The sequence below is a fragment of the Streptomyces sp. NPDC048637 genome, from assembly GCF_040650675.1.
Taxonomy (GTDB): domain Bacteria; phylum Actinomycetota; class Actinomycetes; order Streptomycetales; family Streptomycetaceae; genus Streptomyces.
Genome location: NZ_JBEZHQ010000005.1, coordinates 54,638 through 80,376, shown reverse-complemented (window position 1 = coordinate 80,376; position 25,739 = coordinate 54,638). Strand labels below are relative to the sequence as shown.

20 protein-coding genes and 3 pseudogenes are annotated in these 25,739 nt (G+C 67.4%); 16 read left to right on the top strand and 7 right to left on the bottom strand.

Going from position 1 to position 25,739, the window contains the following annotated elements; all coding sequences use genetic code 11:
- Positions 1–123 precede the first annotated feature (123 nt).
- From AB0C46_RS09595 to AB0C46_RS09580, 4 genes are all read left to right on the top strand, one after another.
- A complete protein-coding gene (locus tag AB0C46_RS09595) occupies positions 124–594 on the top strand; it encodes a hypothetical protein (protein ID WP_362827086.1) in 471 nt (156 codons plus the stop codon).
- Between the two features lie 227 nt (positions 595–821).
- A complete protein-coding gene (locus tag AB0C46_RS09590) occupies positions 822–1,133 on the top strand; it encodes a hypothetical protein (protein WP_362827085.1) in 312 nt (103 codons plus the stop codon).
- 277 nt (positions 1,134–1,410) lie between these two features.
- Complete coding sequence (locus AB0C46_RS09585) at positions 1,411–8,022, top strand: toxin glutamine deamidase domain-containing protein (protein ID WP_362827083.1); 6,612 nt, start codon at positions 1,411–1,413, stop codon at positions 8,020–8,022.
- A 7-nt stretch (positions 8,023–8,029) separates the two neighbouring features.
- The gene (locus AB0C46_RS09580) at positions 8,030–8,650 is read left to right on the top strand and encodes a hypothetical protein (protein ID WP_362827081.1); all 621 of its coding nucleotides are present in this window, start codon (positions 8,030–8,032) and stop codon (positions 8,648–8,650) included.
- A gap of 247 nt (positions 8,651–8,897) precedes the next feature.
- Here AB0C46_RS09580 and AB0C46_RS09575 read toward each other — a convergent pair whose 3' ends face one another.
- The 3 genes from AB0C46_RS09575 to AB0C46_RS09565 form a co-directional block, all read right to left on the bottom strand.
- A complete protein-coding gene (locus AB0C46_RS09575; protein WP_362827080.1) occupies positions 8,898–9,704 on the bottom strand; it encodes a nucleic acid/nucleotide deaminase domain-containing protein in 807 nt (268 codons plus the stop codon).
- A gap of 190 nt (positions 9,705–9,894) precedes the next feature.
- The gene (locus AB0C46_RS09570) at positions 9,895–12,042 is read right to left on the bottom strand and encodes an ATP-binding protein (protein WP_362827078.1); all 2,148 of its coding nucleotides are present in this window, start codon (positions 12,040–12,042) and stop codon (positions 9,895–9,897) included.
- Between the two features lie 341 nt (positions 12,043–12,383).
- The gene (locus AB0C46_RS09565) at positions 12,384–12,821 is read right to left on the bottom strand and encodes a hypothetical protein (RefSeq protein WP_362827458.1); all 438 of its coding nucleotides are present in this window, start codon (positions 12,819–12,821) and stop codon (positions 12,384–12,386) included.
- Between the two features lie 468 nt (positions 12,822–13,289).
- On the opposite strand from AB0C46_RS09565, the gene AB0C46_RS09560 reads away from it, so the two are divergent.
- Positions 13,290–13,565, top strand: a complete 276-nt coding sequence (locus AB0C46_RS09560) for a hypothetical protein (protein ID WP_362827077.1) — start codon at positions 13,290–13,292, stop codon at positions 13,563–13,565.
- A 174-nt stretch (positions 13,566–13,739) separates the two neighbouring features.
- Positions 13,740–14,267 carry a hypothetical protein gene (locus tag AB0C46_RS09555; protein WP_362827076.1) on the top strand — a complete coding sequence of 176 codons (528 nt, stop codon included), beginning with the start codon at positions 13,740–13,742 and terminating at the stop codon, positions 14,265–14,267.
- A gap of 80 nt (positions 14,268–14,347) precedes the next feature.
- Here the strand turns inward: AB0C46_RS09555 and AB0C46_RS09550 are convergent, their stop codons facing one another.
- The gene (locus AB0C46_RS09550; RefSeq protein ID WP_362827074.1) at positions 14,348–14,935 is read right to left on the bottom strand and encodes a DUF6461 domain-containing protein; all 588 of its coding nucleotides are present in this window, start codon (positions 14,933–14,935) and stop codon (positions 14,348–14,350) included.
- On the opposite strand from AB0C46_RS09550, the gene AB0C46_RS09545 reads away from it, so the two are divergent.
- Positions 14,856–15,452 carry a helix-turn-helix domain-containing protein gene (locus AB0C46_RS09545; RefSeq protein WP_362827072.1) on the top strand — a complete coding sequence of 199 codons (597 nt, stop codon included), beginning with the start codon at positions 14,856–14,858 and terminating at the stop codon, positions 15,450–15,452. The two genes, AB0C46_RS09550 and AB0C46_RS09545, sit on opposite strands and share 80 nt — an antisense overlap.
- Before the next feature lie 410 nt (positions 15,453–15,862).
- A pseudogene (locus AB0C46_RS09540) lies at positions 15,863–15,952 on the top strand (3-oxoadipate enol-lactone hydrolase); the annotation flags it as partial.
- 479 nt (positions 15,953–16,431) lie between these two features.
- On the opposite strand, the gene AB0C46_RS09535 reads toward AB0C46_RS09540, so the two are convergent.
- Entirely contained in the window at positions 16,432–17,349 is a 918-nt protein-coding gene (locus AB0C46_RS09535) for a hypothetical protein (protein ID WP_362827071.1), read from the bottom strand.
- A gap of 1,172 nt (positions 17,350–18,521) precedes the next feature.
- On the opposite strand from AB0C46_RS09535, the gene AB0C46_RS09530 reads away from it, so the two are divergent.
- On the top strand, positions 18,522–19,013 hold the full coding sequence (locus tag AB0C46_RS09530) for an SRPBCC family protein (RefSeq protein ID WP_362827069.1): 492 nt from the start codon (positions 18,522–18,524) through the stop codon (positions 19,011–19,013).
- Between the two features lie 725 nt (positions 19,014–19,738).
- On the opposite strand, the gene AB0C46_RS09525 is transcribed toward AB0C46_RS09530, so the two are convergent.
- Positions 19,739–20,527: an amidohydrolase family protein gene (locus AB0C46_RS09525; protein ID WP_362827067.1), complete on the bottom strand. Its 789-nt coding sequence runs from the start codon at positions 20,525–20,527 to the stop codon at positions 19,739–19,741.
- A 98-nt stretch (positions 20,528–20,625) separates the two neighbouring features.
- Between AB0C46_RS09525 and AB0C46_RS09520 the strand changes: the two genes are divergently transcribed.
- The 3 genes from AB0C46_RS09520 to AB0C46_RS09510 all read left to right on the top strand — a co-directional run bounded on the left by AB0C46_RS09520 (position 20,626) and on the right by AB0C46_RS09510 (position 22,010).
- Positions 20,626–20,739, top strand: coding sequence for a MerR family DNA-binding transcriptional regulator (locus AB0C46_RS09520; protein WP_362827065.1), 114 nt, complete (start codon positions 20,626–20,628; stop codon positions 20,737–20,739).
- 12 nt (positions 20,740–20,751) lie between these two features.
- On the top strand, positions 20,752–20,982 hold the full coding sequence (locus tag AB0C46_RS09515; protein ID WP_362827064.1) for a MerR family DNA-binding protein: 231 nt from the start codon (positions 20,752–20,754) through the stop codon (positions 20,980–20,982).
- 806 nt (positions 20,983–21,788) lie between these two features.
- Positions 21,789–22,010, top strand: a complete 222-nt coding sequence (locus AB0C46_RS09510; RefSeq protein WP_362827062.1) for a DUF4158 domain-containing protein — start codon at positions 21,789–21,791, stop codon at positions 22,008–22,010.
- Positions 22,011–22,325: 315 nt separating this feature from the next.
- Here the strand turns inward: AB0C46_RS09510 and AB0C46_RS09505 are convergent, their stop codons facing one another.
- Positions 22,326–23,252 carry an NADP-dependent oxidoreductase gene (locus AB0C46_RS09505; protein ID WP_362827060.1) on the bottom strand — a complete coding sequence of 309 codons (927 nt, stop codon included), beginning with the start codon at positions 23,250–23,252 and terminating at the stop codon, positions 22,326–22,328.
- Positions 23,253–23,406: 154 nt separating this feature from the next.
- On the opposite strand from AB0C46_RS09505, the gene AB0C46_RS09500 reads away from it, so the two are divergent.
- From AB0C46_RS09500 to AB0C46_RS09485, 4 genes and pseudogenes are all read left to right on the top strand, one after another.
- Positions 23,407–24,087, top strand: coding sequence for a TetR/AcrR family transcriptional regulator (locus tag AB0C46_RS09500; protein ID WP_362827058.1), 681 nt, complete (start codon positions 23,407–23,409; stop codon positions 24,085–24,087).
- Between the two features lie 415 nt (positions 24,088–24,502).
- A complete protein-coding gene (locus tag AB0C46_RS09495) occupies positions 24,503–24,631 on the top strand; it encodes a hypothetical protein (protein WP_362827056.1) in 129 nt (42 codons plus the stop codon).
- 47 nt (positions 24,632–24,678) lie between these two features.
- Positions 24,679–25,035 (top strand): annotated as a pseudogene (locus AB0C46_RS09490) (type I-E CRISPR-associated protein Cas6/Cse3/CasE); the annotation flags it as partial.
- Between the two features lie 428 nt (positions 25,036–25,463).
- A pseudogene (locus AB0C46_RS09485) lies at positions 25,464–25,662 on the top strand (hypothetical protein); the annotation flags it as partial.
- Positions 25,663–25,739 lie beyond the last annotated feature (77 nt).

Genomic DNA, 25,739 nt, shown 5'->3' with positions numbered 1-25,739 from the left:
GGGACAGCACTGTGACACCCAGGGGTTGAGGGCTTGTCAGCGCCCCTGGGTACGCTGGCACAGAGATGAAACGGACGTGAACCGGAAGCTCGATGATGCCGGTTGGTGAACGGGGGCGCAGTCATGGGCGAAGGGTTCAAGAGCAATCCGGAGATGCTGAAGGTCGAGGGGAAGAACTTCTCCGAGATCGGCAGGGATTTCTACCAGGCAACCACCAAGCTGAAGAACGGCCTGGCCGCGCAGGGTGACGGTGGAGGTGGCGGAGGCGAAGCGCCGAAGGAGACGACGTTCTCGAGTGTCGCCCAGGACGCCTGGAAGGGCCTGACCACCTTCAGCGACAAGGAAGGCACCCCACCGTGGGGTGACGACGAGCTCGGCGAGAAGTTCGGCGTGGTATACGAAGGCCTGCGCGACGGCATGACGGACTCGATGCAGCACCTTGCCACCAAGCTCAACGAAATCGGCAAGGCGTTGGAGCGGATGGCGAAGAACCACGAGGAAAACGAGGACTTCAACGACGCTCTGATCAAGGAGCACAAGCCGGAGAACCAGTTCGGCGGCGAGGTGCGGGTTCTGAAGTCCGCGAGCAAGTGAAACGGCCCGCACCACGGGGGCGTGTGGCGACCGTACAGCGGGGTTGCAGGGCCGCCACAGCAGCACGGTCGCGGCAGCCAGGGTCGAGTATTTGCGCCGTATCGGTTTCGGCGTCGGCTCGGCTCCGGCTCGATGTTTCGACGGCAAACTGACCCGCGCCAAGTCCGAGGTCAACCGCATGACCGCGCCTGACCCACAGCCACCCCTTCACTGATAGGAGAGAGTCCGTGTCGCATCCCGACGCGCCGGAACCGGTACAGCCCATCCCCGCCACTGCCGAAGAGGCATTGGCTGCCGCTCGCGCCCGATTCGAAGTACTGGATCTGGAAGGAAACCCGGCGCCGTTGTACGTGGCGGAGTTCGACATCGGCTTCCTCATCCACGCCGTCATGCCCCCACCGCCGCCCGGCACTCAGGCGCCGTTGGGCGGCAGTCACATGGTGATCTCCAAAAGCGACGGAGCCGTCATTTATGTCCCCAACTTTCCGCCGGACTCCGCGATCGAGCTGTACCGCAGTCTGCGCAGGCCCAATGGCTAGGGCTGCCACCTGAGGGCTGGACGGCTTTGGACCGGATGTCTGCTCCAGCACTGTAAATCAACAGAGTTGAGAGACCATAAACGCCGTTGAGTACGCTCTGACATGGGCATGGCTCTGCGCCGACGCAAGCCGGTTGAGCACTCACGAGGCTCCGATGGGCGCCTCCGGCAGCAGCAGAGAAGCAGGGCTCTTCCGCCGGTGGTGAGGCGGATGGGGTCGGTCGGCCCACAGGGCCGGGACGACACGAACTACATGGGCGACAACGGGGGTCTTCGTCATGGCTTTGATGCTGCCGAACGCACTTGAGTGGGTTCTCGAGATGTGTGGCTTCGACTGGCCCACAGGCAACGAAGACAAGATGATGGAGTGCGCCAACACCTGGCGTCAGTTCGCCGCTGATGTGGAGAGCCTCCAGGCCCGTGGCATGAGCGCCGCCGGCAACGTCCTCGCCGAGAGCGCCGGCGACTCCATCGAGGGCTTCAACAAGACCTGGGAGAAGTTCGCCGGCGGCTCGGGCTACTTCGACGACGCCCGCCAGGGCGCCGAGCTGATCGCCATATGCATGGACGCCGCGGCGATGCTCATTATCGGGCTAAAAGTGGCGGTGATCGCCCAGTTGGTCATCCTGGCGATCGAGATCGCCGCGGCCCAGGTCGCCGCTCCATTCACCCTGGGTCTGTCCGAGCTCGGCGCGATGGGCGCGGTCGCCGCCACGCGGATGATCCTGCGCAAACTCCTCAAGGAGATAGCCCAACAGATCTTGCAGGCGGTGTTGGAGACCGCCAAGGAACCCTTTGTCTCCGCTCTGGAAGCCATGGTCTCCGACGTGGTCGCCCAGACCGTCGAGCAGAACTTCGGCAAGCAGTCGGGCTACGACCTGGGCCGCACCGCCAAGAAGGGTTACGAAGAGGGCAAGGAGGCCCTGAAGAACTCCGGTTCCACCTTCGGCGAGTCCCTGCGCGACGGCGCCGGCTCCCGCGCGGGGCATGGCGCCCGCGACGGACTGACCAACAGCGGAAACGACGGCGGCGACGGCTCATCGGACTCCGGCAACGACACCTCGTCGAACTCCAACGATTCGTCATCGAACAACAACTCGTCATCCAACGACAGCAGTTCGTCCAACAATTCCCCCAGCTCCTCCAATTCGTCGAACTCGCCGGGCTCGTCCAACTCGTCGTCGAACGACAGCAGTGCGTCGAGCAACTCCCCGAGTTCCAGTAATTCGCCGAGTTCGAGCAGCGGCGACTCCGGGCGCAGGGCACCGGATATCGGCGGTCCGTCGTCCTCATCTCCGCCGAGCGGTTCGGACCGCTCTTCGTCGAGCCCGCCCTCGTCGTCCGATGGCCCGGCGGCTTCGAGTTCGCCCTCCTCTTCCGCGAGTACGCCGTCCAACAGCAGCACGGACAGCACCGGCAGCCCGGACTCGTCGAACCCCTCGTCGTCCTCGTCCTCACCAAGCCGTGGCTCCGACGCGCCCAGCCCCTTCGACGTGGGCACCCAGGCCTACAACGAGAGCATCGGTCGCCCTCTGGGCGACGACTCGTCCACCCCCGACCCGTCTCCGGACTCGTCCACGCCGTCCACCACGACGAGGCCGGACGTCGAGGGCGGTCCGGCCCCCGACACCACCCCTGACGCCGCCCGTCCGGACAGCACACCGGACGCCCCGCCGAGCACTGCACCGGGCAACGAGCCGTCCATGCCCTCCAACTCCTCGCCCATCGAGGGCCCGGGCACCACGCCGGATGCCGATGGCTCCTCGGCGGCGGACACCACTCCGGACAGCGCTCGCCCGAGCCGCCCGGAAGGCGTCGACGTCCACACCCCGGAGCAGGGCGCGTCGATCCCGGACCCGCGCCACACCGAGCCCGCGCCCATGCCGTCCCCGCCGCCGGAGACAGACCGCCCCGAGGCCGCACCGGCCCCGGCTCCCGACAACTCCCGCCCCGCACCGGGCGTGCACCAGGTCGACCGCGACTCGGTCACCACCATGCCCGCACCGGCCCAGGGCCCGATACCGGGCGACTCCAACGACGGCAACAACAACGACAACCAGAACCAGGGCAGCGGCCGCGTCTCCATGCCGAGCGGTGCCATGCCCGGCAACACGCCCACCGCAAACCCCAGCCCTGGTCAGGGTCACGCGCCGACACCGTCAACACCGACCCCGCAAAACCCGGACGACGAACACCTCGGCCTCATGAGCACCACCGCCACGGCGGCGCCCCTGGCCCCCGGTACGCAGCCCGGTGAGGCGGGCATCCCGCAGCAGGCGGCCCCGTCGTCCGCGACGCCCTCAACGTCGACCCCGGGTGCCATGCCAGCACCGGCGGCCGGCCCCATCCCGACGCAGGCGCCGGCGGCAGGCAACCCCACGACGACACGGCGGGCCGCCACGCCCAGCGCCACGACGTCGCGTACGGAACAGCCGAGCACCAGGCCCTCGACGCCGTCGCGGGGCACCCAGCAGAACCGACCCGCATCGCCGCCGCGCACCGAGACGCCGCGCACTGACACACCGCGTACCGAAGCGCCCAGCCGCCCGACCACACCACCACGCACTGACACGCCGCGTGCCGAGAATCCGCGGACCGAGACGCCTGGGCGCCCGACCACGCCGCCCCGCGGCGAGCAGCCGACGAACCGTCCGACGGACCAGCAGTCACCGGCCGAGTCCCCCACTCCCACGCCGAACGACCAGGGGATGCCGGCACCGAACAACCAACAGCCGGACAGTCAGCAGCCGGACGCCACCAACCAGACGCCCGATCAGAACCAGCCTCCCGCTGACGACAGCGCGCCCGAGCAACCCACGACGCCCCCGCCTCCGCCCCAGGCAGACAACCTTTCGGACATCCGTAACGACCTGAACATCCCGTTCGAAGGCCTGACCACACCCGACCCCACCCATCAGCAGGACCTTGAGAACGCCCACCCGAGGAACCCCGGCGGCACCCCACAGGTGTACGCGGACCCGCGGCAAGGAAACTGGGTCGGTCTGCAGAACGACGGCGGCGTGGGGGTGCCCGGCCGATCCAACAACTGCGCCGACTGCACCCGCTCGTTCCTCGAGACATGGTTCGGCCGTCCGACGGTGTCCGCCCCGCGCACCTTGGACCTCAATGCGGACGGCAGCCTGAACACCCTTTCCGCGGAGCGCGACTCGGTCGACAACCAGGCGCGTTGGGCCGGCGCACCCAGCACGTATGCGGGCAAGGACCATCCCAACCCGTACGCACGTATCGCCTACGAGCTGTCGCAGGCCGGGCATGGCTCGGCAGCGGTGATCGGCGTCAACTGGCCCGGCGGTGGCGGCCATGCCTTCGCCGCGGTCAACCACAACGGCCAGATCCTGTTCGTCGACGCGCAAACAGGCGTCGTCAGCGAGAATCCGATTCACCTGGGTGCCCAAGAGGTCTTCTACACCCCGCTGGACGCCAATCGGAACCCGATCACTCCGTACTTCCTGACCCCGTCGACGCCTCAACCGTCCACCCAGAACACTCCGGACACCAACAACAGCTCGGGCCCCGACTCGCCGACGGATCAGTCAACTCCCGACGCTCAGTCGGACGGCCCTTCCAACACCTCGCCGTCCACTGAGCCGTCCACTGATGAGACGCCCTCTGACAACGACGACTCGACCACCGAACAGAACGCGCACGACGGCAGCACCGACACAGCACCGCCGTCGACGACCCCGGAATCCTCCGCAACGCCGGAGACGACGTCGGCCCCCGAAACGACGCCGACCCGGGAGACGACACCACCGCAGAACGAGGACACCTCTGCGGACACGAACACCACCCCGGACACGAGCACCATCCAGGACACGAGCACCATCCAGGAGTCCAACCCGGAACAGGCATCCGAGACCGCCCCGGACGCGGACTCCACCACGGATCGGGACTCGGAAACGACCCAGGACTCGGACGCGACGGACGAGGACAGCCCACAGCCCGACAACGCGCAGGACACGGAGGACAGCCAGGAATCCCAAGCCCCTCAGGATTCCCAGGACACCCACGAACCCCACGACACTCAGAACCCTCAAGACGCCGACCAGCAACCGGAGTCGAGGGAACCGGTCTTCCCGTCCACCGCCACGCGCCCCTCCGGTCCGCCGGATGGCTACGACGACCCCACCGACGCTGACAACCGCGCGCAGCAGGAGGGATTCCCGCGCAACGAGGACGGCTCGTTCCAGCAGGCCCCCGACCCGCGCGAGGGCACCTGGGTCGACGATCTGCGCGGCCAGAACCCCGACGAGTCCGGCCGCGGCGTCAACTACCCCGACGGATCCCTGGCGTTCGTGGGGTCGTACGCGGGCAACCCCACGGTCGCCGCCCGCCGCAGCCCGAATGAGGACGGCACCCCCGCCGACACTCCCGAGCCCAACGGCCGCGACCGTATCGAGAGCGCCCTGGGCGCCGAGTTTGACGACTTCGGCGACGGCCGCGACGCGTACAACAACCTGGAGACCACCCTCCTCAACGAGGGCCACGGCTCACAGGCCGTGATCATCACCCAGAACACCGACGGCCGTGCCCACGCCTGGAACGTGGTCAACCACAACGGCCAGATCGTCTACGCCGACCCGCAGACGGGCCAGAGCAGCACCACCCCGCTCCACAGCGGCAACAACGGCGTCTTCGCGATCCCGTTGGACGCCAGTCGTCGACCCATCGAGGCCACCAACCAGCCCACCACGCAAAACCAGCGCCAGACCACACCTGCCGCTACCGACCACACATCGCCCCAGCGCCCGGCCGGTTCGGCCAATGAGTCCAACGACCCGAGCGCGGAAGCCACTCGCGAGCAGCGGAACCAGAGCCTTCCCGATCCGGAAGCACGGACCGATGCGCATCCGAACCGTCCTCAGGACACGGCACAGGGCGACCTTCGAGACGCGCACGACGTCCATCGGATCGGTCTGGACCCGGTCCAGGCACAGATGCGGCAGTGGGCGCAGCTGCAAAGCGACCCGCCCCGGGTGCCCTTGGCCGACGTACTGCGGGACAACGACGGAAAGTTCCACGAACCAACGGATCCCTGGCGACGTGAACTCGCATCGCACCCCGACGGGACGAACCGTCGGGATGTGGAGGACCTCAAGCGGCTGCTTGAGGAGACGGAGAGAAATTCGCCCGACTTCTCCGGCAAGAATGACGCGGTCGTAGAAGTTTTCGACCCGGACACCATGGAAAGTCACTACATCGTCGATTCGTCGGTTCCCCCTGCCATGGACGGCGCCGGCCCGCTGCACTCCGAGTCCCACATCCTCAATTGGATCGACCAGCTCAACGAGAATCGCGAAGCTCGGAAGCAGACCAAAGTCAAGGTAAAGGGCCTATACACCGAACGTGAGCCTTGTGGCCTGCCCACCGCCGAGTCCGGTGATCCCGCCGGCCACGCCAACTGCTCCAGGACAATCGACGATTCCCAGGCGATGGACGGTGTTCCCGTCTACTACAGCACGACCTATCGGGCGGACCCGGACCTCAAGGATCTGGAGGCGGCCGAGGCTGAAAGGATGCGAGCGGAAGGCAAGACCGAGTCTCAAATCAAGACGGCACTCAGCAAGTACCGCACGCCGAGCCAGCAGATCCAGGACGCGGAGATTCGGAATCACCTGAACTTCGTCGATCAGTTGGCACAAACATTGGCCAATCAGAACCAGACCACGTCCCCGCCCCAAGGTCCTGACCAGAACACGCCGCCCACCCAGGCACCTCAGTCGGGTCCGTCCCATCCCACAGACCCCAACCGCACACCCCCATCGGACCCGACGGGCACGGACCGACGTCCTCCGGCCGACCCAGAGGGCTCCGACCGTACGCCCGAGGCCGAACCGGCCGGAACCGACCGCACACCGTCGCGCGCCCCCGAGGAGAGCAACGACCAGACGAACAACGAAACCCAGGAAGACAACGAAACTCAGCCGGAATCGTCAGACCAGCCCGATTCGCAGCGGGCGGAGGCCCAGTCGACCCCCGAGGCGACCGCCACACGCGACGCGACCGGCGGCGCTCCACGGCCCAATCAGCAGCAAAGCACCACGATCAGCGAGCTGGAAAGCTCGCTCGCCAGCGAGGGGCACGGCGCTCAAAGGGTCTTCATCACGCAGGACACCAACAACCAAAGCCACCCACTGGCCGCGACGAATCAGAACGGCCAGATCGTCTATACCGATCCGCTGACGGGGTCGCAGAGCTTCATCCCTCTGAACTCGGGCAGCAACGCCACACCCCTCCCGTCGATCCCGGGAGACCTGATCAGGGTGTTCCGTGTCGGCCAAGAGCTCGGACTCAGTCCGCTACAGATCGCGGATTTCGTCAACGTGGCCGCCATAAAGAACAAAAAGGCAAAGGAGGGGGATACCCTCATAGCCGACGCCAATATAATCGAGCAGATGCAAAACTGGTCCAATGAGATCGAACCTCGGGGCTATCCGTACCACTTCGAGAGTAAAGAGAAATTCGATCATTTCACCTCTCGACTGCGAGATCTCGCCCGGGAATTCGGCCTCCCCGACGGCAGTATCGTGGTACAAGGTTCTTCCCTGCGAAAGCCGGATGCAAAGGATGTCGACTTCGCGATCTTCGTGTCGGACGAAGCATTCGACACATACGTGGAGAAGTGCAAGCAAGGCCTCATCGATCGCAACACGTTGGAGGGAAGTCGCAAGCTGCGGAAGGACCTCCGCAGCTACAACAACAAGGGTTTCGTCCCTAGCTTCCTGCTGGACAGGGTCCCTGGCGATCCTGATCGCACCTTCGCGAGCGAGGCATATAGACTGACTGAAGAATTCGGTCTGCCGGGAATCGATTTTTCGGTCATGCGCGAGAGCAGCAGGTACGCCATGTACCCGAGCATGGAATTGTGAGGTCAAAGTGTCCAGTAAACTTCAGCGCTTCTACCTGGATTGGGGAATCTACCCCGGGGAAGAGGTCACTCGCGAGGAAGCCCTGGACGAGGGCGACTACACGCGGGCCCAGTTCAACGAATCCGACGCACCTCTGTTCGCCGAATTCTACGATTCCGGCCGCCTTTTCCACGTTGATTACTGGACGAGCGATCCGGATAGCGTCAGGACTGATCACCTGTTGCACCATCCGGGCATCCCCTTCGGGATCCAGTTGACCGTTCAGACCATCGGCAATTATCGCTGGAGCGTCTCTCACAGGTACGCGAATTCAGGTCATCTTGCCGGATATCTGGTCCACTTGGAGCGAGTCAACACCTACGATGCTGCACTGATGACGCTACAGATCGACCTTCAGCGGCAGTTGAAAAGAATCGAGAAGAATTCCTACGACAGCGACGGTCAACTGCACTACGTCTTCGAGTACAACCCGGTGGGTGACGTCGTGAGCATCCATGACTCGCCGGAGGGCAGCACGCCGCAACTGGCGGCGGCCCTTGATGACGTTGACATGCCGGACTTCTACCGTGCGGGCTTTGCCCTGCCTGCGGGCATCGACCGCTCGTCGATCCCACTCCTGGGCGGGTAGTCGGGGTCGTAGAGCAGTGCGGGTGACCGCGTGACACCCTGCACGTTGTACACGCATCTGTGCCCCGTCCCCTGCTGCAAAGAGTCGGCACAAGCCAGGAGGGGCATCGTGTCCGAGCCAACCACCGGCACCCCCGGAATTCCCGAGGAAGAGGCCGCCGGTCGCGTCGGTGCATGGTGGCGTGAGGGTGGGCGCGGCGGTCAAGCGGCCTTTCTTGTCCTTGCGGACGGCCATGACGCCTCGGCCGTCATGCGGGAGACGCGCGAGCATGTGCCCGGCAGTGGCATACGTCGTCAGCGCCGAAAGCCTCCGTCAGCTCGCGGCCCAGGGCAACATCGCGGAGCGGCTCGGTCGGCACCGGCGCGCGGTGAGGCCGTGGCGGCGGCTGCTGTCCCGCGACCTGGTGCATCATCTCGACGTGCTGGATCAGCCCGGCGATCGCCTCGGCGCGCTCCTCGCCCCGCAGGCCGTACTCCTGCGTGCAGGAGAACCGGGCGTTGGGGTAGACACGGCCGATCAGCCGGCCCGGGTACCCGCCGGGGAGCAGGCTGGAGCTGAGGTCGGTGTGGATCGCGACCACGTTCTGCGCGGGGACGCCGAGGGTATCGATCTCCACCAGGGCCTGGTACTCGGAGTGCGGCTCACCGGGGGCGGAGTTCTTGACGAGGCTCGTCTCCTCGCCGGTGCGCGGGTCGACGTAGGTGATGACCGTGGTGTTGCCGGGGCCGGTGACCGGCGGCTGCGCGGGCGGCGCGGCCTCCTGGCCGCCGCCGTGCTTTTGCTGATACATCCGCACGACCTCCTCGACCTCCTCGACCGGCACGGACGGCCAGGTGCTCAGCTCGCCGGTGCGGCGGTCGACCACACCGCAGGAGTGGCCGATCGTGGCCGGCGGCCGGCGCTTGCCCGTGACCGGGTCACGCTCGGCCGGCGGGGCCGCGGCCCACACCACCCAGCCCAGATCGAACTCCTGCATCCGCACCTCACGGCGCTCCTGTCCCTCCGGGTTGAGCCACCCCTCGGCGGTCGCGAGCGCCTGCTCCTGGCTGATCACGGGAACTCCCATCGAGTCTTCGGGCGGGGCGGGGCGGGTGCGGCCGGGCCGGTGCGGCCGGGGCCGGTGCCGGGCGAGCTCCGCGGCCCTCGTCCGAGTGGGCCTGAGTGCAGGCGGTCTGATGCGGGCGCCTTCGAGAGGCTTCGGGGCTTCGGGGCCTTTGAGCCTAACGGTCTGCGGTGGGTGGGTGTCAGGCGGTCGGGTGGGCATCGGGCCCGGGGGCTTGTGGAGCCTGTGCGGCTTCCGGTTTGGGCTCGGGGGCCTGTGCGGGCTCGGGCTCGGCTGCCTGGGGGGCGGTTACGGAGCGCCGCGCGGTCGTGGCATAGGGCTGCGCCGGGCGGATCTGCAGCGCCTTCACACCGCTTTCCGTGGCAACGAGGAGGATGCCGTCGGGGGAGAGGTCGGTTCCCGTGAAGGGCGTGGCGGAGATCAGGGCCGTGACGATCTTCTCGTCGCCCTTCTGCTCGCCGCGACGCCAGACGCGCACATAGTCGGCGCCGCGGCTGAACCCGAGCCGCCCCGTGGCGCGCTCGTCATCCGAGGGGCGCAGGATCTGGGTCGGGTCGGCATCGATGACGGAGCCGGTGGCGAGGTCCTGCACCAGCAGGGCGGGGGCCTTGGGATCGTCGGCCTTCAACGGGCTTGAACCCGGGGTGCCTTGAGGCACCGCGCTCACGGCGACCGCGAGCGGGGCCGACTCCGGAGGCTCCTGCTTTGCAGGCGCGTCCGCGGCGCTGTCCGACGCGGCCGCGGACGGGGGCAGTTTGCCGACGGTCACGGCGTCGACCCCGGCGACCGGTACGCTCCACAGGGTGTGCCAGGGAAGCTCGGGTACCGTGCGGCGCAACACCGCCGCGTACTCCGGCAGTCCGTCTTCGACAAATGCGGACTCCAGGAGCGCCGCTCGAAGGATGGCGGGTGCCTGGGTGCGGGTGAGCAGCGGGGCCGTACGCAGATACGTGCGCGCCGGTGCGTCCAACTGCTCCGGGGGTACGGCCTCCACCGCGGCGCGCAACCGCACCGGATCGGCGTGGGCGAACAGGCCGGGGTCGGTGAGGAGCCGGGGGAGCAAACCGGCCTCCAGGGTGTGTCCCGCGATGTGATCGCGAACGTACGTCCCTGCCTTCGCCCAGTCCTGATGGGGTACGGCCTCCAGCAACTCCATGGCGATACGCACCTGAGCGCCCGGAACATCCGGAATGCCTGCCCGAACGGCCTCGCCGATGCCCGGGTGCTGCAATCCAAGGAGCATCCGCTCGTCCTCGGGGATGCCTTCGCCGGCCCTCTCGATGGGGCGGATGAAGGGGGCGACGAGCAGCATCCCCCGCGCCATGTCCTCGCTCATGTCCCGATCGGCGACGGCGGAGGCGAGCGGGGTCAGCAGATGCACGGGCACGCCCTCGGCAAGGGCAAGGGGCGCGAGGATCTGCCGCAGGGTGCGGGGGTGGGTGTCAAGTCGCTGGGCGTGCAGATCGAGCACTTCGCCGACGCTGCCGGGCAGTTGGCTCGCATCCGCCGGGTCGAACCCCTCCGGGTGCATCAGGATCGACTGCACGGCGAGATGCACGGTCAGGCGGCTGCCCGCGCCGTCCCCCGCGTGCCGGGCGATCACCTCGGCGAGCGCACGTCGAGCGTCAGGCTCGGTCGTGAATGGCAGTTCCGGGGCGCCGAATTGAGGGTTGAGCATCGCCTCGGCCTGCAGCACAAGCCCTTCGGGGTCGGCCCACTCGGGTGCGTCGAGGTCGATGATCTGGGCCACGCCGGGCGGCAGGCCCTCGGCAAGCTCGACGGCGAACTCCCGGGGCACGTCGGCGAGAAGGCGTATGGACTCGATGGCGGCGAGGGGTTTCAGCACGTCCCGCACCACGTGGGCGGGCTCACCCGCCCCACGCACCGGCCCGGCCCGGTCCACATCCGGCACCACTATCGTCACCGGCCGCCCGGACAACGGGAGTTGACCGAGTTCGGGGAAGATGTCGGCGGTGCGGGTCGCGGACAACCCGTAGTGATCGGCGAGCAGCCACAGGGTCTGCGCTGCCGTCAGCCCGGCGACGCTCGGCACCGCGGGTGCGGGCAAGTCCGGAGGCACGGTCGCCGGATCGAACGCGTCCAGCTCGACGAGCCCTTTGCGAAACTCCGGGTCGCAGAGCATCAGGAACCCCGTGAGCAGCCGCGAACACCCGGTGCCCGGACTTCCGGTCAGGATGACGACCCGAGGCGCGCCCGGCCGCTCCATCCGCCACCCGGTGAGCGCGCGCAGCGCGGCATTGCGCCCCCCGATGTAGGGGTGGGGCTCATGGGCCGTGGCCTGTTCTGGGGCCTGGGTCGGGCTGGCCATTGTCTCCCCGTTGTCCTGTCCGTCCGGCACCGTCAAGTCGTGTTGACCGTACGCCGTTCATCCTAGGGGCGTCGCACGGGGTGAATCGCACCCCGACCGCCGCTTGTTACCCAGGTGTGGCGTGCGCTTGTCGCCCACGTATGGCGCGGCGCCGGCGACACGGCTCGGTGATCGATTCCGGCGGAGCGAACTCGTACACCGAAGTGGCGCCAACGTGCCGTTCGACAGGCGTGGTTGGAATGTGCGCGGGCGACCTCACGGGGTGCCTGCGATCACCCCGTGAAACTTTCGTACCCGCATCATGCCGCACCCCACTGACAACGCCCCTGACCTGCCCTGATTCACCCAAGGACCTTCATGAGCAGCCCCATCGCGGCGAGTGAGAGCAGCAGCACGACCGTACCGGCGACGTTCCGAGACGCCGATGGGTCAACCTGTGCGGCCACGGAGACATCGCCGCCGTCCAACGCCCGCTCAAACAGCGTTTTCCAGACGCGGATCTCGATGAACACGGCCACCGCCGCTGCGGACCGAGGCCACAGACGATCCCGCGGCCGGGCTTGCGCCCGCTGCGCGCCCCGCAAGCGGGCGCAGGCCGGGAGGCTCTCCGGCGCGGGTGAGGTGGCGTGCTGCCACCGGGTGCGCACGGCAGGCAGGTCGGCGAGCGCGCGGCGGCTGCCGACGACGAGCTGGTCGCAGGCGTTGGTCAGGGCGATCGATACCTGGCGGGGAGCACGTGCCCACTGGGTCTCGGGGGCGTCGACCTCATCAAAGAGCACGTTCAAGCCGGTGCGACGGTCGAATAGATGCATCCCGTCGGGCCGACACGACGTTTCATTAACAGCCCCACATCGCTCGCTTGTTGCCCATCCACGTTTCCACTTAAAGTTTGGCAGGACGTACCAGCCACAGTCACCCAGTTCCTCACCAGTCGCAGCAGCATGAGACGAGTGCGGGCCATCGAACTATGACCATGTGCCAGACAGAACCTGCACCGGGTCACCGAACAGTCCGGGGGCAGGTCTGTGGCGGCGTCCAGGTTGAAAAAGCTCGGTGGCTGACGTTGCGTGTGCTGCGGTCCGGCTCTGTCACGCGGTGCATCGCCCCGCGTATACTTCCGGCCTCAGCGCGAACTGCGCCCGGGACCTCGGTGGGATCCTGACGTCCTTCCCTTTCTCTAAACGGTCGTCTTCCTGGCTTTCGTCACTTCTCTCCTGTAGGCGCACGACGGCGATAATGCACATGACATGGGTGACCTGACTGCCGCGCATCGCGGGTATGAGTACCAGGACCTGCTAGAAGCACGTCGTGTGGTGGATCTGCCGCTGGGCGGGATCGTCGTCGTGCACGTTGACGAGAAACTGGTACCGGACGACCGTTTCGACGATCTCACGGTCATCGGGGCGGATGGATGTCGTGAGCGGACCCAGTTCAAGCACTCGGAAAACGACGATCACCCCCTCGCTTCAGCGTCATCGACACTGACATCATCGGCGTCGCCGACACCCCGGAGAAGGCCGTGACCAAGGTCCGCCGCGCCAAATGCGGGGTGTGACCGAATCTGTCTGATCTGCTGATCGGAGTCGACGTTGACGCCTTCCTCCTCTCTCTACAGCACCCGCATACAGACACAGGTGGTCCACCTGGTCCTGCGCCACCTGTCCCTCCCGTTGCACGGGAACACCTACATGCGGGGAGTGCTCCCACCACAGGGCGGGGAGGAAGCCGTCTGCGTTGCCGTCGGCACGAAGGACGCGTGTGCACCGGACCTGAATGTCTACGAAATCCCCCTGATCCAGGACGAGATCATCATCGCTGCCGGCGAAGTCCTCCAGATCGTGCGGGCCGCCCAGACCGCAGACCCCTTCTACCGGACCTTTTACCGCGACGACGAAGGCGACCTGTCGCAGATGCCGTCCCTGACCCTTGACCTCCTCGACATCCGAGGAGACCAGGAACAGCAGGAACCGGCTGTCCTGACCCCGGAGACGATGCACTCGACAGACAGGGCGAATCTGGTGGGGTTCCTCCCCCTGGCGCCCGGACGGCATCGGCTGTACTGGTCATGCGGCGACTGGCCCGGAATCATCGCCTCGGACGCTGAGACCTCCAACAGCCCCGAAGCACTGCAAACGGTCGCCGCCCACGGCCTGCCCGATACACGCCGCGCGCAGCTTTCAAAAGATCTCCACTGCTGGAAGATCGCCCCACTGCTGGAGCCCTAGGGGCACCGGTTGTGAGCCCTCCAGGGCTGATGACGACTATGGGCAGCGGGCGGGCCAGGGTGCGTGAGCCGATCCCCGGGTTAGAAGGCGGTGCGGAGGCCGCCGGTCCAGGGACCCTCGAAGTTGGCTGCGGTGAGGGTGATGCCGGTCAGGACGCGTACGGCGAGGATGAGGCAGCCTTCGGGTTCTTCGGTGTCGGCTTCGCCGGTGGGTTCGCAGGCGTCGGAGGCGTCGAAGCCGGCCGCGGTGAGGGAGCGGACGACGGGGCGGGTGATGTCTACGCTGTCGGAGGGCCCGTCGAAGTAGCCGCCGGACAGTTCGAGGCGGCCGAGGATGGCGCCGTCGTGGGCGATGGTGGCCGTCTTCGTGTCGGGGTCGCGGTAGGCGCTGATGGCGGTGCGGCCGCCGGCGGCGAGGGTGCGCAGTACGTTGTCATCGAAGCCGATCCAGCTTTCGAATTCGATGGTGAGGGTCCAGTCGCCGGGCATTTCGCGGCCGAGGATGAAGTCGCCTTCGCCCTGGTGCTCTTGGAGGAAGTGTGCGGCTTGGTTCACGCCCTCGGGGCAGGGGACGGGGTTGGCGACGCCCATGAGGTGGAGGGTTTCGGTGAGTGGGTGGGGGGCGAGGGTTATGCACCAGCCTTCGCCGAACATCTCGTCCAGGTCCACGGTGTGGGGTCCTTCTACTCGGGTTCGTTGGACATTGTGCCCAGATGGTGTGGGGCTGCTATCTGCTGGGCAGGGGCTTTGGTTCGAACTTGCCCCCACCACGGAGCAGGCCGTGATGTTGGGCCGTCACTGCGGTCTGTCGCGGGTGGTGGAGAACTTCTGCCTGGAGACGGTGCAGAGGAAGCAGGCGCAGCAGGAGGCGGAGAAGACCTACGGCATCACCGGCGACGAGCTGACCAAGATTCCGCGGTCCGCGCCGACGCTGGAGAGGGAATGGCGGGCCGTCCATCCCGAGTGCTACCCGTGGTTCGCTGAAGGCAAGCTGTCCTCCCGCATCCTGAAGGAAGCCTGCCGGGTGCGGGCTGCCGGGATCAAGAACGTGCTCTCCGCGCAGGCGGAGGTGGACCGGGGGCGGGAATCCCCGCCCCCGGCACCGGGCCCCGGGCGCTCTGCGCAGGCGGAGGTGAGCCGTCCCGGCCGCGGCAATCGGCGAGGTGCAGTTGCCAGGTGCGGATGACCTCATGCTGGGGCGTAGTGGCGAGAGGCAGCGCCGGGTCACCTGCGCTCAAAGCGCGGTGTCGGAAGGCTGTATCCGGCGGCGTGGATGTGCTCGCAGACAGGGGCCCGGGTGAGATCTGAGAGCGTGGAGCGCGTGAGTGAGGTGTCGGCGCGCACCCTGCAACGCCGCTTCTCCGGGGCGGAGACACCCGGGTCCTGGTCACGGGCGTGGCACCGCATCCGTACCAGCGGATCATGGTGCGCTACCACGAGCCGGGTCACGCGGTCGTCCACGTCGTCTACGTCGTCTACGCGATGAGGCTCTGACCTGCGCAAACCCCGCTTCGGGTGCGGTTGGCGGCCCACGCTCCGACGGCTCGTCCTGACCCGGGTGTAAGGATCGCGTCAAAGAGTCGGTAGCGTGGCCGGGTGAGTGAGAAGACCCTGCAGCACCGGATTGGTGGTCCCGACGACGCCCCCGTACTCGTGCTGGGCGCCGCGCTCGGGACCACCTGGCACAGGTTGTAGATACCGTCTTGTGCGGTCCAGGTGGTCCAGGACATGGGCGTAGACGGCAGGTCAGGCCTTGTGTCCAGGGGAGTCGACCCTGTTGGTGAGACCAGTGTGAGAGCGCGGGCAGCGGGGTTGCGCTGTGCCTTGTTCGACAGGTCTTGGTTGTGCTCCGGCTCGCCGCTTCCGTCTCTGCAGGGACACTCGAACGTTCCGTTGTTGCGGCGGTGGAGCCGCCCCGCCGGAGGGCTACACCGCCGCAGCCGGGCGGGCATTTACTACTTCTGGCGGAGCATTAGGAGGGGCCGCAGAGGGTTGGGATTGCCGCTGGCAGCCCGAAGTGTCGATCTCTAGCTCGGGGTTGTACCTCTCGCCTCGCAGGCGCCTGAAGCGCGGTCCCTGCCAGGCTCGCAAGAGTGGTGAGGGGATGGCGTCAGGCGCCTTCGCTACGCTCTGGTCTCTGGGGCCTACTCCTCTACACCTCGGTTTCACGGCGGAGACAGCGACTCGAGGTACTCCTCGCCCGCTTCCGTTATCCGCATGCTGTTGTCTCCCATCGAGCGGTTGGCGTAACCGACGCGCTGGAGCCCGGTGAAGTGGCCATTCATGTCTCGTGTCCGTATGGCATCACCCAGCTTGTCGGTGAGCCAGGCGGCTTCGGAGTACTGCAGCCCCTCAAGGCCGAGAACCTTGGCTAGCTTGAGGGCCCAGAGAAGCTTGTCCCGCTTCAGCTTGACCCGGAAATACGGCGTGATGCCCTCGATCCCTGACGGGATGTGGTCGAGATCCGCGAATGCCTCCGGCACGGGCACGGAGCGAGATTTTCTTTTGATTCTTCCTCGCCCCGCGGAACTGACGCTGTCCTGCCGGTCGCCACGTTTGCCCCGAAGGGCATCAAACTTGGTTATGAGGACGTCCTTCGCTGCGTCCCCGAGGTAGTGCTCGCCCTTGGCCTTCCCCTCGTGGATCCACCCTGCGCGCACGGCCTGATCGAATTCTCGGGAGAAGTGTGACGGGATGCGCTCGCGCGCTCGCTGAAAAAGCCGTCTGATATCACTCTGGGTGAATGTCTCGCGTCCCTCTTCCTGAGAGAGATAGGCGGCGAAGGCAGTCATCTTCTCTGGGATGGTCTTCGCGCCGGAGAATTCCAGCGCTTGCCGCGGGCCCTCGGCGCGACCCGGTGGGCGAGCCTCCTCAAGCGCAGGAGCTTTCGGGGCTTCTTCTTCCGGTTCCAAGGCCGGTGGCGGGGGAAGGGCAAGAGGCTCGGGGACTGATTGTGATTGTTGGTGTGCTGAGGGGGACTGGAGCATGCCAATCACTTGAGCGCCTTGGGCGACGCTGATGCCCTGTTCGAAGGTGATGCGGCCGCTGAGTGTCAAGTACACGTCCGCTTGCGAAGTATTCATATAAGTGATACTAGCCCTCAAATCGGACATGGCAAGAGGCTGCCGAGAGCTGATCTCTCGCGGCAGATACCGCTCCCATAGCCCTAGAGGGGGCATCTTCAAAGCCCAAGAGTCGCGCCAGACCAGCGGGTGCCCTCATTGGCCGGCATCACCCCGCTCCCGGCTACCTTCAACGCCGTATCGGCTGACCGACCGCGGGGCCTCTGGACCTCCTGGCGTGCGCCCCGTGGGCAGGGTGCCGCGCCGATCTGCTTCCGGACGACCCGCTTCGACCCACGTTCAGATGACATATGTAGCTGCGAGCCTGGTGCTGCTGGCCGAGTTGAACACGGCTGCGCGCCTGGACTGGTCGCGGGCCGCCGTCGACTCCAACCATGCGCGGGCCGTGAAAGGGGTGCCACCACTCGCCCCGCGCCTCGGCCGGAAGCTTCTTTTGGGATGCGCGGGCGCTTCGGGACGGGGCGCCGGGCCCATGGTCTGTGGCGGTCAGTGCGGCTACGGTGCCGGCGTGAACGTCACCGTCGCATCCGGGCAGCCGGCCGGGATCGTCCGCAGGGCCTTGGCTTCGGTGGGGTCGGTGGTCAGCTTCCAGCGGAGTTTCGCGGTTGAGCCAGTCGGTGGTGTAGGTGCAGGTGGCGTCCTTGGCAGGTGGCATCCACTCGGCGGGGTCCTTGTCGCCCTTGGTCCGGTTGGGGCCCAGGCTGACGGCCACGAGGCTGCGGTCGGCGCCCAGGTCGTTGGCGTACTGCTCGCGGCGCTGCGCGGTCCATTTCGAGGCGCCAGCTGGTGGGGGCGTCATCCCCAGTAGGCGATATTCGGAGCTGGAGGTCGTGTCAGGGGGAGTAGCTACGGTACGCGCTGTGGACGCTGCTGATCTTGACTATCGGGCCCGGAAGTAGTCTGGTTGCATTCCGCCGCATCTGGCTTCTCGACTTCTCGAACTCGGCCATGCCGAGAAGGTGGAGTTCTGGGCCAGCCATGGGGAGTGGTTCTGCGCGCGGGAGTGGGCACGGCTGCTCGGCGAACAGGGCCGACAGACAGAGGTACTGGAGATACTCGCCCCGTACCTCGCTACCTTTACTTTACGGACACAGAATGCAGTGCCCTCAGCCGAGGAGCACGACGAGCAGTGCAAAAGCACGTTGTCCCAAAGGAAAAGAATGATGCGTGCCATGAAATACACCGTCTCCATCGAGATCGCCCTGCCGCGGGAGAAGGTGGTCCAGCTGCTCGCCGACCCGGCACACCTGCCGAAATGGCTGCGGGGCCTGGTGCTGCACGAGCCGCTGAGTGGGGAGCACGGGCAGCTCGGCACCAAGTCGCGGGTCGTGATGCAGATGGGCCAGCGGAAGATCGAGTGCACCGAGACCATCACACGCCGGGAACCGGCAGACCTGCGCGAGATCCCGAAATCGAGCGTCGTTCACTTCGACCGCGAGATCGTCGGCGAGGGCATGTGGAGCGCCGTGCGCGACCGGCTGACCGAAGCCGGCCCGGAAACGACGCTCTGGGAGAGCGAGAACGAATACCGGTTCAGCGGCTTTCTGATGAAGCTGGTGGGACTTCTGATGCCCGGCGCCTTCCGCAAGCAGTCGCAACAGCACATGCAGGACTTTAAGACGTTCGCCGAGCAGGGAAAGGACGTCCGCGAGGCGACGGACTGATCTGCCGTAACTGGCCAGGCGTCTGACGGCGTGGCGTGTTGATCTTCCCTTCGTTCGTAGATGACCGCTGGGGCAAGCTCCAGCTCCACCGGCGCTGTCTGGAGATGACCGTTGCCGAAGGCGGCGAGGCCGGCGCTGCGGCGGCGCACCATGCTCACACGGTCCGCGATCGTCTTCCTCCCCAGCAGGCGGCTCTGTTGCTGCCGGGCCCAGCCCGTCAGCATCGCGTCGAACATCGCCGGCGCCGGATCCAGCGCCCGCACCTTCCCCGGAACCACCAGGCGCATCGCACCCCGCGCATCGACCCATCCACGCCCGCTCCCGTAGTTGCATCGGATGCAACATCGTGGCGTCAGATCGAAGCTGCCCCAGACCAAGGCACATCACGTCACCTGGACGAGCGGCCCTCCCACGGAGGTCGACCAGGTCAGGCCATGGCCTATCAGGAAGCGGAATTCGGAGGACGTCGCGCTCGGCTCGGCCGACGGCTTGGCGTCCTCATGAGTCGTAGCGGGATGCACGCGGCCGCGGAAAGCAGCAGGAGGGGGCAGGCGAGGGCCGCCAGGCGGCGCGTGCGGTTCATAGGGCTCCCTGTCGGGTGGGGTGAGTCGGGCCCATGGGTCTACCCACCGCACCAGGACACGTCAACCAGGGAACCCAGACCCATGTTCGTCATCTGAAGCGCTCAACCTGTCGGGGTCGGACGTGGTGACGTCGGGCCTGCCTCAGTCGAGCCCGGCCAATTCGGCGATCGTCCCGCCGAGCACCCGGTCGCGTACCTCACCCGGGCTGGTGACCCGCTCCACCATCGCCCGGGCCAGGACCGGGTCGCCGTACGGGGCGTCCGAGCCGAACAAGGTCCGGTCCGGGATCTCCTTGATGGCCAGCCGGACCGCGAAGACGATGTTGGCCGTGGACAGCTCCAGATACATGTTCGGGGTGTCCCGGACCAGCTCGATGGCCTCCATCCAGTTCAGCCCTCCGAGCTGGCTGACCACCAGCGGAACCGTCGGATACCGGCCGGCGAGCGCCGCCAGCGTCATCAGATCGTCCGCCGTGGTCGGGGCGAATCCGTGCACGACCACGGGCAGCCGACCGTGATCGGCCGCCGCCTGGAGCACCGGTTCGATCATCCCTGCCCGTCCCGGCGGCGGTGTCAGCTCACCGATCCCGTGCAGCCCACGCCCGACGACCTCGCGTTCCACGGTCGCGGCAATCTGTTCCGGCTCCAGGTCCAGCGGTACGGACAGGAAGCCGATGAACCGCTCCGGCCGTGCGGCGAGTGCGGCGTCCAATTCCCGCCACGCGCCGCGATACCCCTCGGCCGTGCCGGCCCGCCCCCCGATGGCCTCGTCCAGGATCGCCATCTCCCGGCGCAGCGAGGTAAGGTCACCGGCCCGCTCCGGGTGTGGGCGGGTGGCGAACAGCACGGCGTGGTCCACCCCGGCCTCGTCCAGTAGCCCCACATGCGTCTCGACGGGGTCGTGGACGTGGCTGTGCGCATCGATGATCAATGATTCACTCCTCCTTGACGATCGGCCCGGAATGCGGCCGACCAGTGCACTGTTGCTCCCTGACACTGTGGGAAGGTCAAGCTGGAGGGAGCTCGTCGGTGCTGATCGGGGAACTGTCGCGTCGTGCCGGAGTCAGCGAGCGCTTGCTGCGCTACTACGAGCGGATGGAGCTGATCCACTCAGAGCGCCGCGCCAACGGCTATCGCGAGTAGGACGTCCAGACGGTGGAGACGGTGCGGCGCATCCGCGCCCTGCTGGCCGCCGGCCTGCCCACCCGCATCATCCGCCAGGTCCTGCCCTGCACCTCTGACGAGGCGACGCTGCGCCCCTGTCCCGGCGTTCTCACCAGCCTCCGCGACCAGCTGAACGTCCTCGACCAGCGTGCCGCCGACCTGGAGACCGCGCGCCGCCTTCTGCGCCAGACGATTGCCGCCGCCGAGAACGCAGCGGGCTAAGACCGGATGTCGGCTGCCCGAGTCCCGCGCACCGTTAAGTTCTCGCAGGTGAGAACCGCGAGCTCCGCCTGCGCAGAGAGAACTGCCTGGTGCGCAGATCGGCAACTGGTGAACCTGGCGCCTGATCGTTCGGCAGTGTGATGCGGCGTCGGGTGCGGAACCAGCATTACGGCTGTGTACGCGGGGCCCATCGACTCCACAGGCAGTTGTCTCGGGGGTTCGTGCCGCTGGACTGGGCGACATCCGCTGCGCCCGTACCTGGCGCGGCGGAGCCGGTTACTGGTTCGGCCCGCCGGGTTGGCGCGGGCCGAAAGCTGCAACCCGGCCTGGCGAAACCGGACTCCCGGCATCCGAAGCTGTCAACCCGGCGTCCGGGACGCGATGTCATTCGACGCGGTGCGGGCTGTGGCGGGCGGCTCTCAGGTCGACACGCGTGGGACGGGGGCGGGCTCGCCGGACGGGGCCGCTCGCCGGCTGGGTCAACCCCGCGGGTGAGGGCAGGTGACGAACAAGCGTGGGACCTCCCCTACCAGGGGACCAGCCCCGCGGGTGCTCCTGACAGGTCGTTCCCGATTCGGACCGGACAGGGCTGCCGGACTGGCTGATGGGGTTCCCGGGATGAAGGGAAAAGGCATGGTTGAGAGGCCGGTATCGGCGGCCGTGGTCGTGCGGGGCGGCTGTGTGCTGCTGGTGCGCCGAGCGGGTCGATGTCGTCGGTCTTCGGAGAGTTCTTGTGGTGGTGAGTCCCTGTCGCTTAAGCAGGTAGCCAGGTACGGGGCGTTCTACGGGGCGCCCTCCCGTACGGAGTGGGAGAGGTACTTCTTCCTGGACGACGTGGCCGGGTTGCGGTGCAGGCCAAGCGGCGTGCACACAACCGGCTAACGGTCGCGGTCCAGCTGACGAACGTGCGGTACCTGGGCCGGTTTCTGCCGGACCTGCGGCAGGCGCCGACGGAGGTCGCCCGGGTATCTGGCGGAGCAATGGGAGATTACGGACCCGTCGTGTCTCGAGCACTACGGCGAGCGTGACGGGACGGCCCGTACGCAGCCGGGAGATCCAGGAGACAGGGGACCGGCGGGCGTTCGCCGGGGTCCAGGCCGCTACTCCTTCCAGCTTCCCGACCTGCCCGGCGGCCTGCGGCCCCTGCGCGGCAAAGACGCCGCCGACGACAAATGAGTGGCCGACGGCGGGCACCGGTCCATGCGGGCTATGGCAGTTCGGGTCGGTACAGCGTGGTGGCCGGCGCCAGCGTGCGGTCCGGCCCGGATCGCGCTGGCGAAGGCCACCGTAGCCGTGGCCGCCTTGCTGCGGGCCGCTGGTTGCGGGCCGAATCGTCCGCCATGTCAGGGCACGGTGAGGACGATTTTGCCGCGCGCGTGGCCGGTGGCGCTGACGTCATGAGCTGTGGCAGCCTCCTTCAGTGGGAACACGGCGTGCAGTGGGACGGTGAGGCGGCCGTGGTCGGCGAGGTCGGCAGCCAGCGGTAGTCCTGCCCAGCCCGGCGACTCGTCGGCTTCGGAGCGGAGGTACCGCACTCCGTGCCGGTCGGCGTCGAAGTCTGCGATGGTCACCACGCGGTGCGGGTCGCCGGTGATGGCCACCAGTTCGGCAAGAGAGCCCTTACCGGCCGCGTCCAGAACCACATCGACACCGTGCGGAGCCAGTGGGGCAAGGCGATCGGCCAGCCCCGCCCCGTAGGTGACCGGTACGACGCCGAGCTGGTCGAGGAAGCCGTGGTTGCCTTCGCTCGCGGTGCCGATCACGGTGAGGCCGCGGGCCCGGGCGAGTTGCGCGGTGATGGTGCCGACGCCTCCGGCGGCGCCCTCGATCAGCAACGTCATGCCGTCGGAGGCTCCCAGGGCCTCCAGTACGCGCGTGGCTGTGTCGATGTTGCCGGCGGCGCCGCCCGCTTCTTCGAAGGACCACGAGCGCGGCTTGGGTGCCCATGCCTCCAGCACGGCGTACTGGGCCGCGGCGCCTCCCTGATCCACGAAGGGGACGAGGCCGAAGACCGCGTCGCCCGCGGCGGTGCCGGTCACCCCCTCTCCCACCTCGTCGACAATTCCCGCGGCATCCATGCCGGGTATGTGGGGGAAGTCCACGGTGGCGATGTCCCGCAGCATCCCTGAGCGCAGGTACCAGTCAGCAGGGGTGACGCCGGTGGCACGCACCGTGATGCGGACCTGACCTGGCCCGGCGTGTGGCTCTTCGACCTCCTCGACGCCAAGGACCTCGGAACGGCCATAGCGGTGGTACTGCACAGCAAACACGGACAACAACCTCCGTACACATGCGCGTCGTTCAGCAAGAGAACTCGCAGCCGCTCACCTCTGCGGCAGAGAGGTGACCGCGGGGCACCGCGGCACCAAGTCACGCTAACCCGCTAAACGGTCGACCCCTTCCGTTTGTGATTAAGTGGGAGACATGCCTGGCCAACTGTCTCGGAACTCGCCCCCCTCCGCCTCCGGTTCGCCCGTCCCGGGACAGAGAGCCGACGCCCGGCACAACCGCGCCCGGCTCCTCCAGGCCGCCCGCGAGGCGTACGCCCTCAAGGGCACCGACGTATCTTCCAGCGCAATCGCCCGCAGAGCGGGCGTGGGTGCCGCCACTCTCTACCGGCACTTCCCGACACGCGGCTCGCTGATCGCCGCTGCGTTCTCCGAACAACTCGGCCAGTGCGTCGCAGCCCTCGACGAGGCCCTTCAGGACGACGATCCCTGGCGCGGACTTCGCAACGTCCTCACCAAGGTGTGCATGATGCAGGCCCAGGACCGCGGGTTCAGCGCCGCGTTCCTCTCCCAATTCCCCGACGCGCCCGACGTCCATCGTGAGCGTGCCCGCGCCGAGGCATGCCTCGCTCAGCTGGTACAGCGTGCGAAGGACACCGGACAACTGCGCAACGACTTCGACGCCAGCGACGTCACCCTCCTGCTCCTGGCCAACAACGGCGTCGCGCGAGAGTCCCCGGCGGCCTCCATGGCCGCATCCCGCCGCCTGCTCGCCTACTTCCTCCAGTCCTGCCTGCCGACGGACGGCACACCCCTGCCCCAGCCCGCGCCACTCCGCCTTGACGACCTCTACAAGCCACCGCATCGAACGGGGTGACCGCCAGCGTCCGCCAGGGGGCACGCGCCCTGACGTGGATGTTCCTCAGACTCCGCCACCGGCGCTGCTGTCATTTCTGCTCGGCATCTCGGAGCCTCATGATCGCCAACCGCCTCCGAAGACCGTCGACAAACGCTGTTCCTGGAAATCAACGAAGCCACAGTTCAAAGTTCTGGACGACCGGTACGAGGCCGCGACCATCGGCAACGGCGGCCAAGCACTCCACCAGTTCCACAGGTTGCCCGGCCCCGGCCCCGGCCTGTGGTGGTGGCGACACCCCCGCATCCTCGCGGGAGACCTCGGACGCTCGCTTCGCTCGGCGGGGGGCATCGAAGCTGATCCGGACAGAGCATGCCCCTCAGCCCGTGGGCAACGTGGGATTGCGGGACAGGTCCTTGCCAGGTGTGCGGCGGCAATGAGCCGGCTGGAGGTGACCGCCGAGCAGGTCGCCGGCGCCCTTGGTCTGGACGGCGGCACCGCCCGGAAGCTGGTGGCCCGCTTCGGCGGCTGGAGCCCTACTGCTGAGCACCGTCCAGCCGCCTGAGCCGCTCCGGACCGGCGCTGGCGGCTGTGGCATGAGAGTAGGGCAGTATGCAGGAACGTCGTTGTCGGCGAAGGGCCGAGGACATGTGCGGAGCTCGGGCGCTCCGGCAGGGGAGTGGGCTGTGTCGGAGCGGGGAGCTGCCTACCAGGACGTCGGCGGGTCGCTCACCCCCCGGCAGGCGGCCCGAACGACATCGGCCCCGATGGCGAATCCCCCTCCAACTCCAGCTCCGCCACCGCGGCAAGAACACCTTCGGCAAACACGACCACCAGGACAAGCCCATCCGCGTCGCCCTCACCACCGCCACCTACGAAGGAGCCCTCGACGTCACCAACCCCCAAGCCCTACGAACCCTCCTCACCACCGGCATCGGCCAAGGCCGCGCCTACGGCTGCGGACTACTCACCCTCGCCCCCTCAAGAAGTAAAGAACAAGCAATGCGCTCCCAACGGCGCAGGTCGCGAAGGTCCGCTCCGCGAACGCGGAGATGCTTCGGGATCTGTGGCCTGCACCTCGGTTCACCTCCGGTCCGCTCCGCCCAGGCGGAGGTGAGCCGGTTCGGCCGGCGGAAAACGGCATCCGGCAGCCCGGCGGCCTGCGGCCCCTGCGCGACAAGCACGGCACCGACGACGACTGACCTCTGGGAACACCTCTCCGTTCCGGCCGCCGACGGCGAACAGCACGCCGCCGCGCGGTGGCCTGCGGGGCAGTTCGCCCGAAGATCCACGAGCGGTCGCGGACGCCGTTTCTTTCGGGCGTATGCCAGCGGAGTTCTTCTGACTGACGAGCAGGCGGCGTCGTACGGCAAAGTCTCGTCGAGGAGTACGGCGCGGTGCACCGGGACGCCTACATGGTGTGCGTACTGGAGCAGCTGCACCGAGCCCTGGTGTGCCGCGACGTGTTCGCCTTCCCCTCGCACCGCTGGTCCGGCCCGCGGACGCCTGTCTCCTGGTCGGGCCCGAGTGGGAGGCTATGCGGGAGAGGACGTTCTCGCGGGCCTGAGCCTGGACAAGCCCGTTGAGGAGCACCTCGCGGAGGCGGGGCCGACCGCGAAGGTCAGCATCGCGGTGCAGGACAACGGCCGGGTGAAGCTCCACGTTGCGGGGCT

Excerpts from the sequence above, each read along its gene's own strand:
- AB0C46_RS09595 (WP_362827086.1), top strand. The coding sequence starts at position 124 with ATGGGCGAAGGGTTCAAGAGCAATCCGGAGATGCTGAAGGTCGAGGGG.
- AB0C46_RS09585 (WP_362827083.1), top strand. The coding sequence starts at position 1,411 with ATGGCTTTGATGCTGCCGAACGCACTTGAGTGGGTTCTCGAGATGTGT.
- AB0C46_RS09570 (WP_362827078.1), bottom strand. The coding sequence starts at position 12,042 with ATGGCCAGCCCGACCCAGGCCCCAGAACAGGCCACGGCCCATGAGCCC.
- AB0C46_RS09560 (WP_362827077.1), top strand. The coding sequence starts at position 13,290 with ATGGGTGACCTGACTGCCGCGCATCGCGGGTATGAGTACCAGGACCTG.
- AB0C46_RS09545 (WP_362827072.1), top strand. The coding sequence starts at position 14,856 with ATGAGGTGGAGGGTTTCGGTGAGTGGGTGGGGGGCGAGGGTTATGCAC.
- AB0C46_RS09535 (WP_362827071.1), bottom strand. The coding sequence starts at position 17,349 with ATGAATACTTCGCAAGCGGACGTGTACTTGACACTCAGCGGCCGCATC.
- AB0C46_RS09530 (WP_362827069.1), top strand. The coding sequence starts at position 18,522 with ATGAAATACACCGTCTCCATCGAGATCGCCCTGCCGCGGGAGAAGGTG.
- AB0C46_RS09500 (WP_362827058.1), top strand. The coding sequence starts at position 23,407 with ATGCCTGGCCAACTGTCTCGGAACTCGCCCCCCTCCGCCTCCGGTTCG.
- AB0C46_RS09495 (WP_362827056.1), top strand. The coding sequence starts at position 24,503 with ATGAGCCGGCTGGAGGTGACCGCCGAGCAGGTCGCCGGCGCCCTTGGT.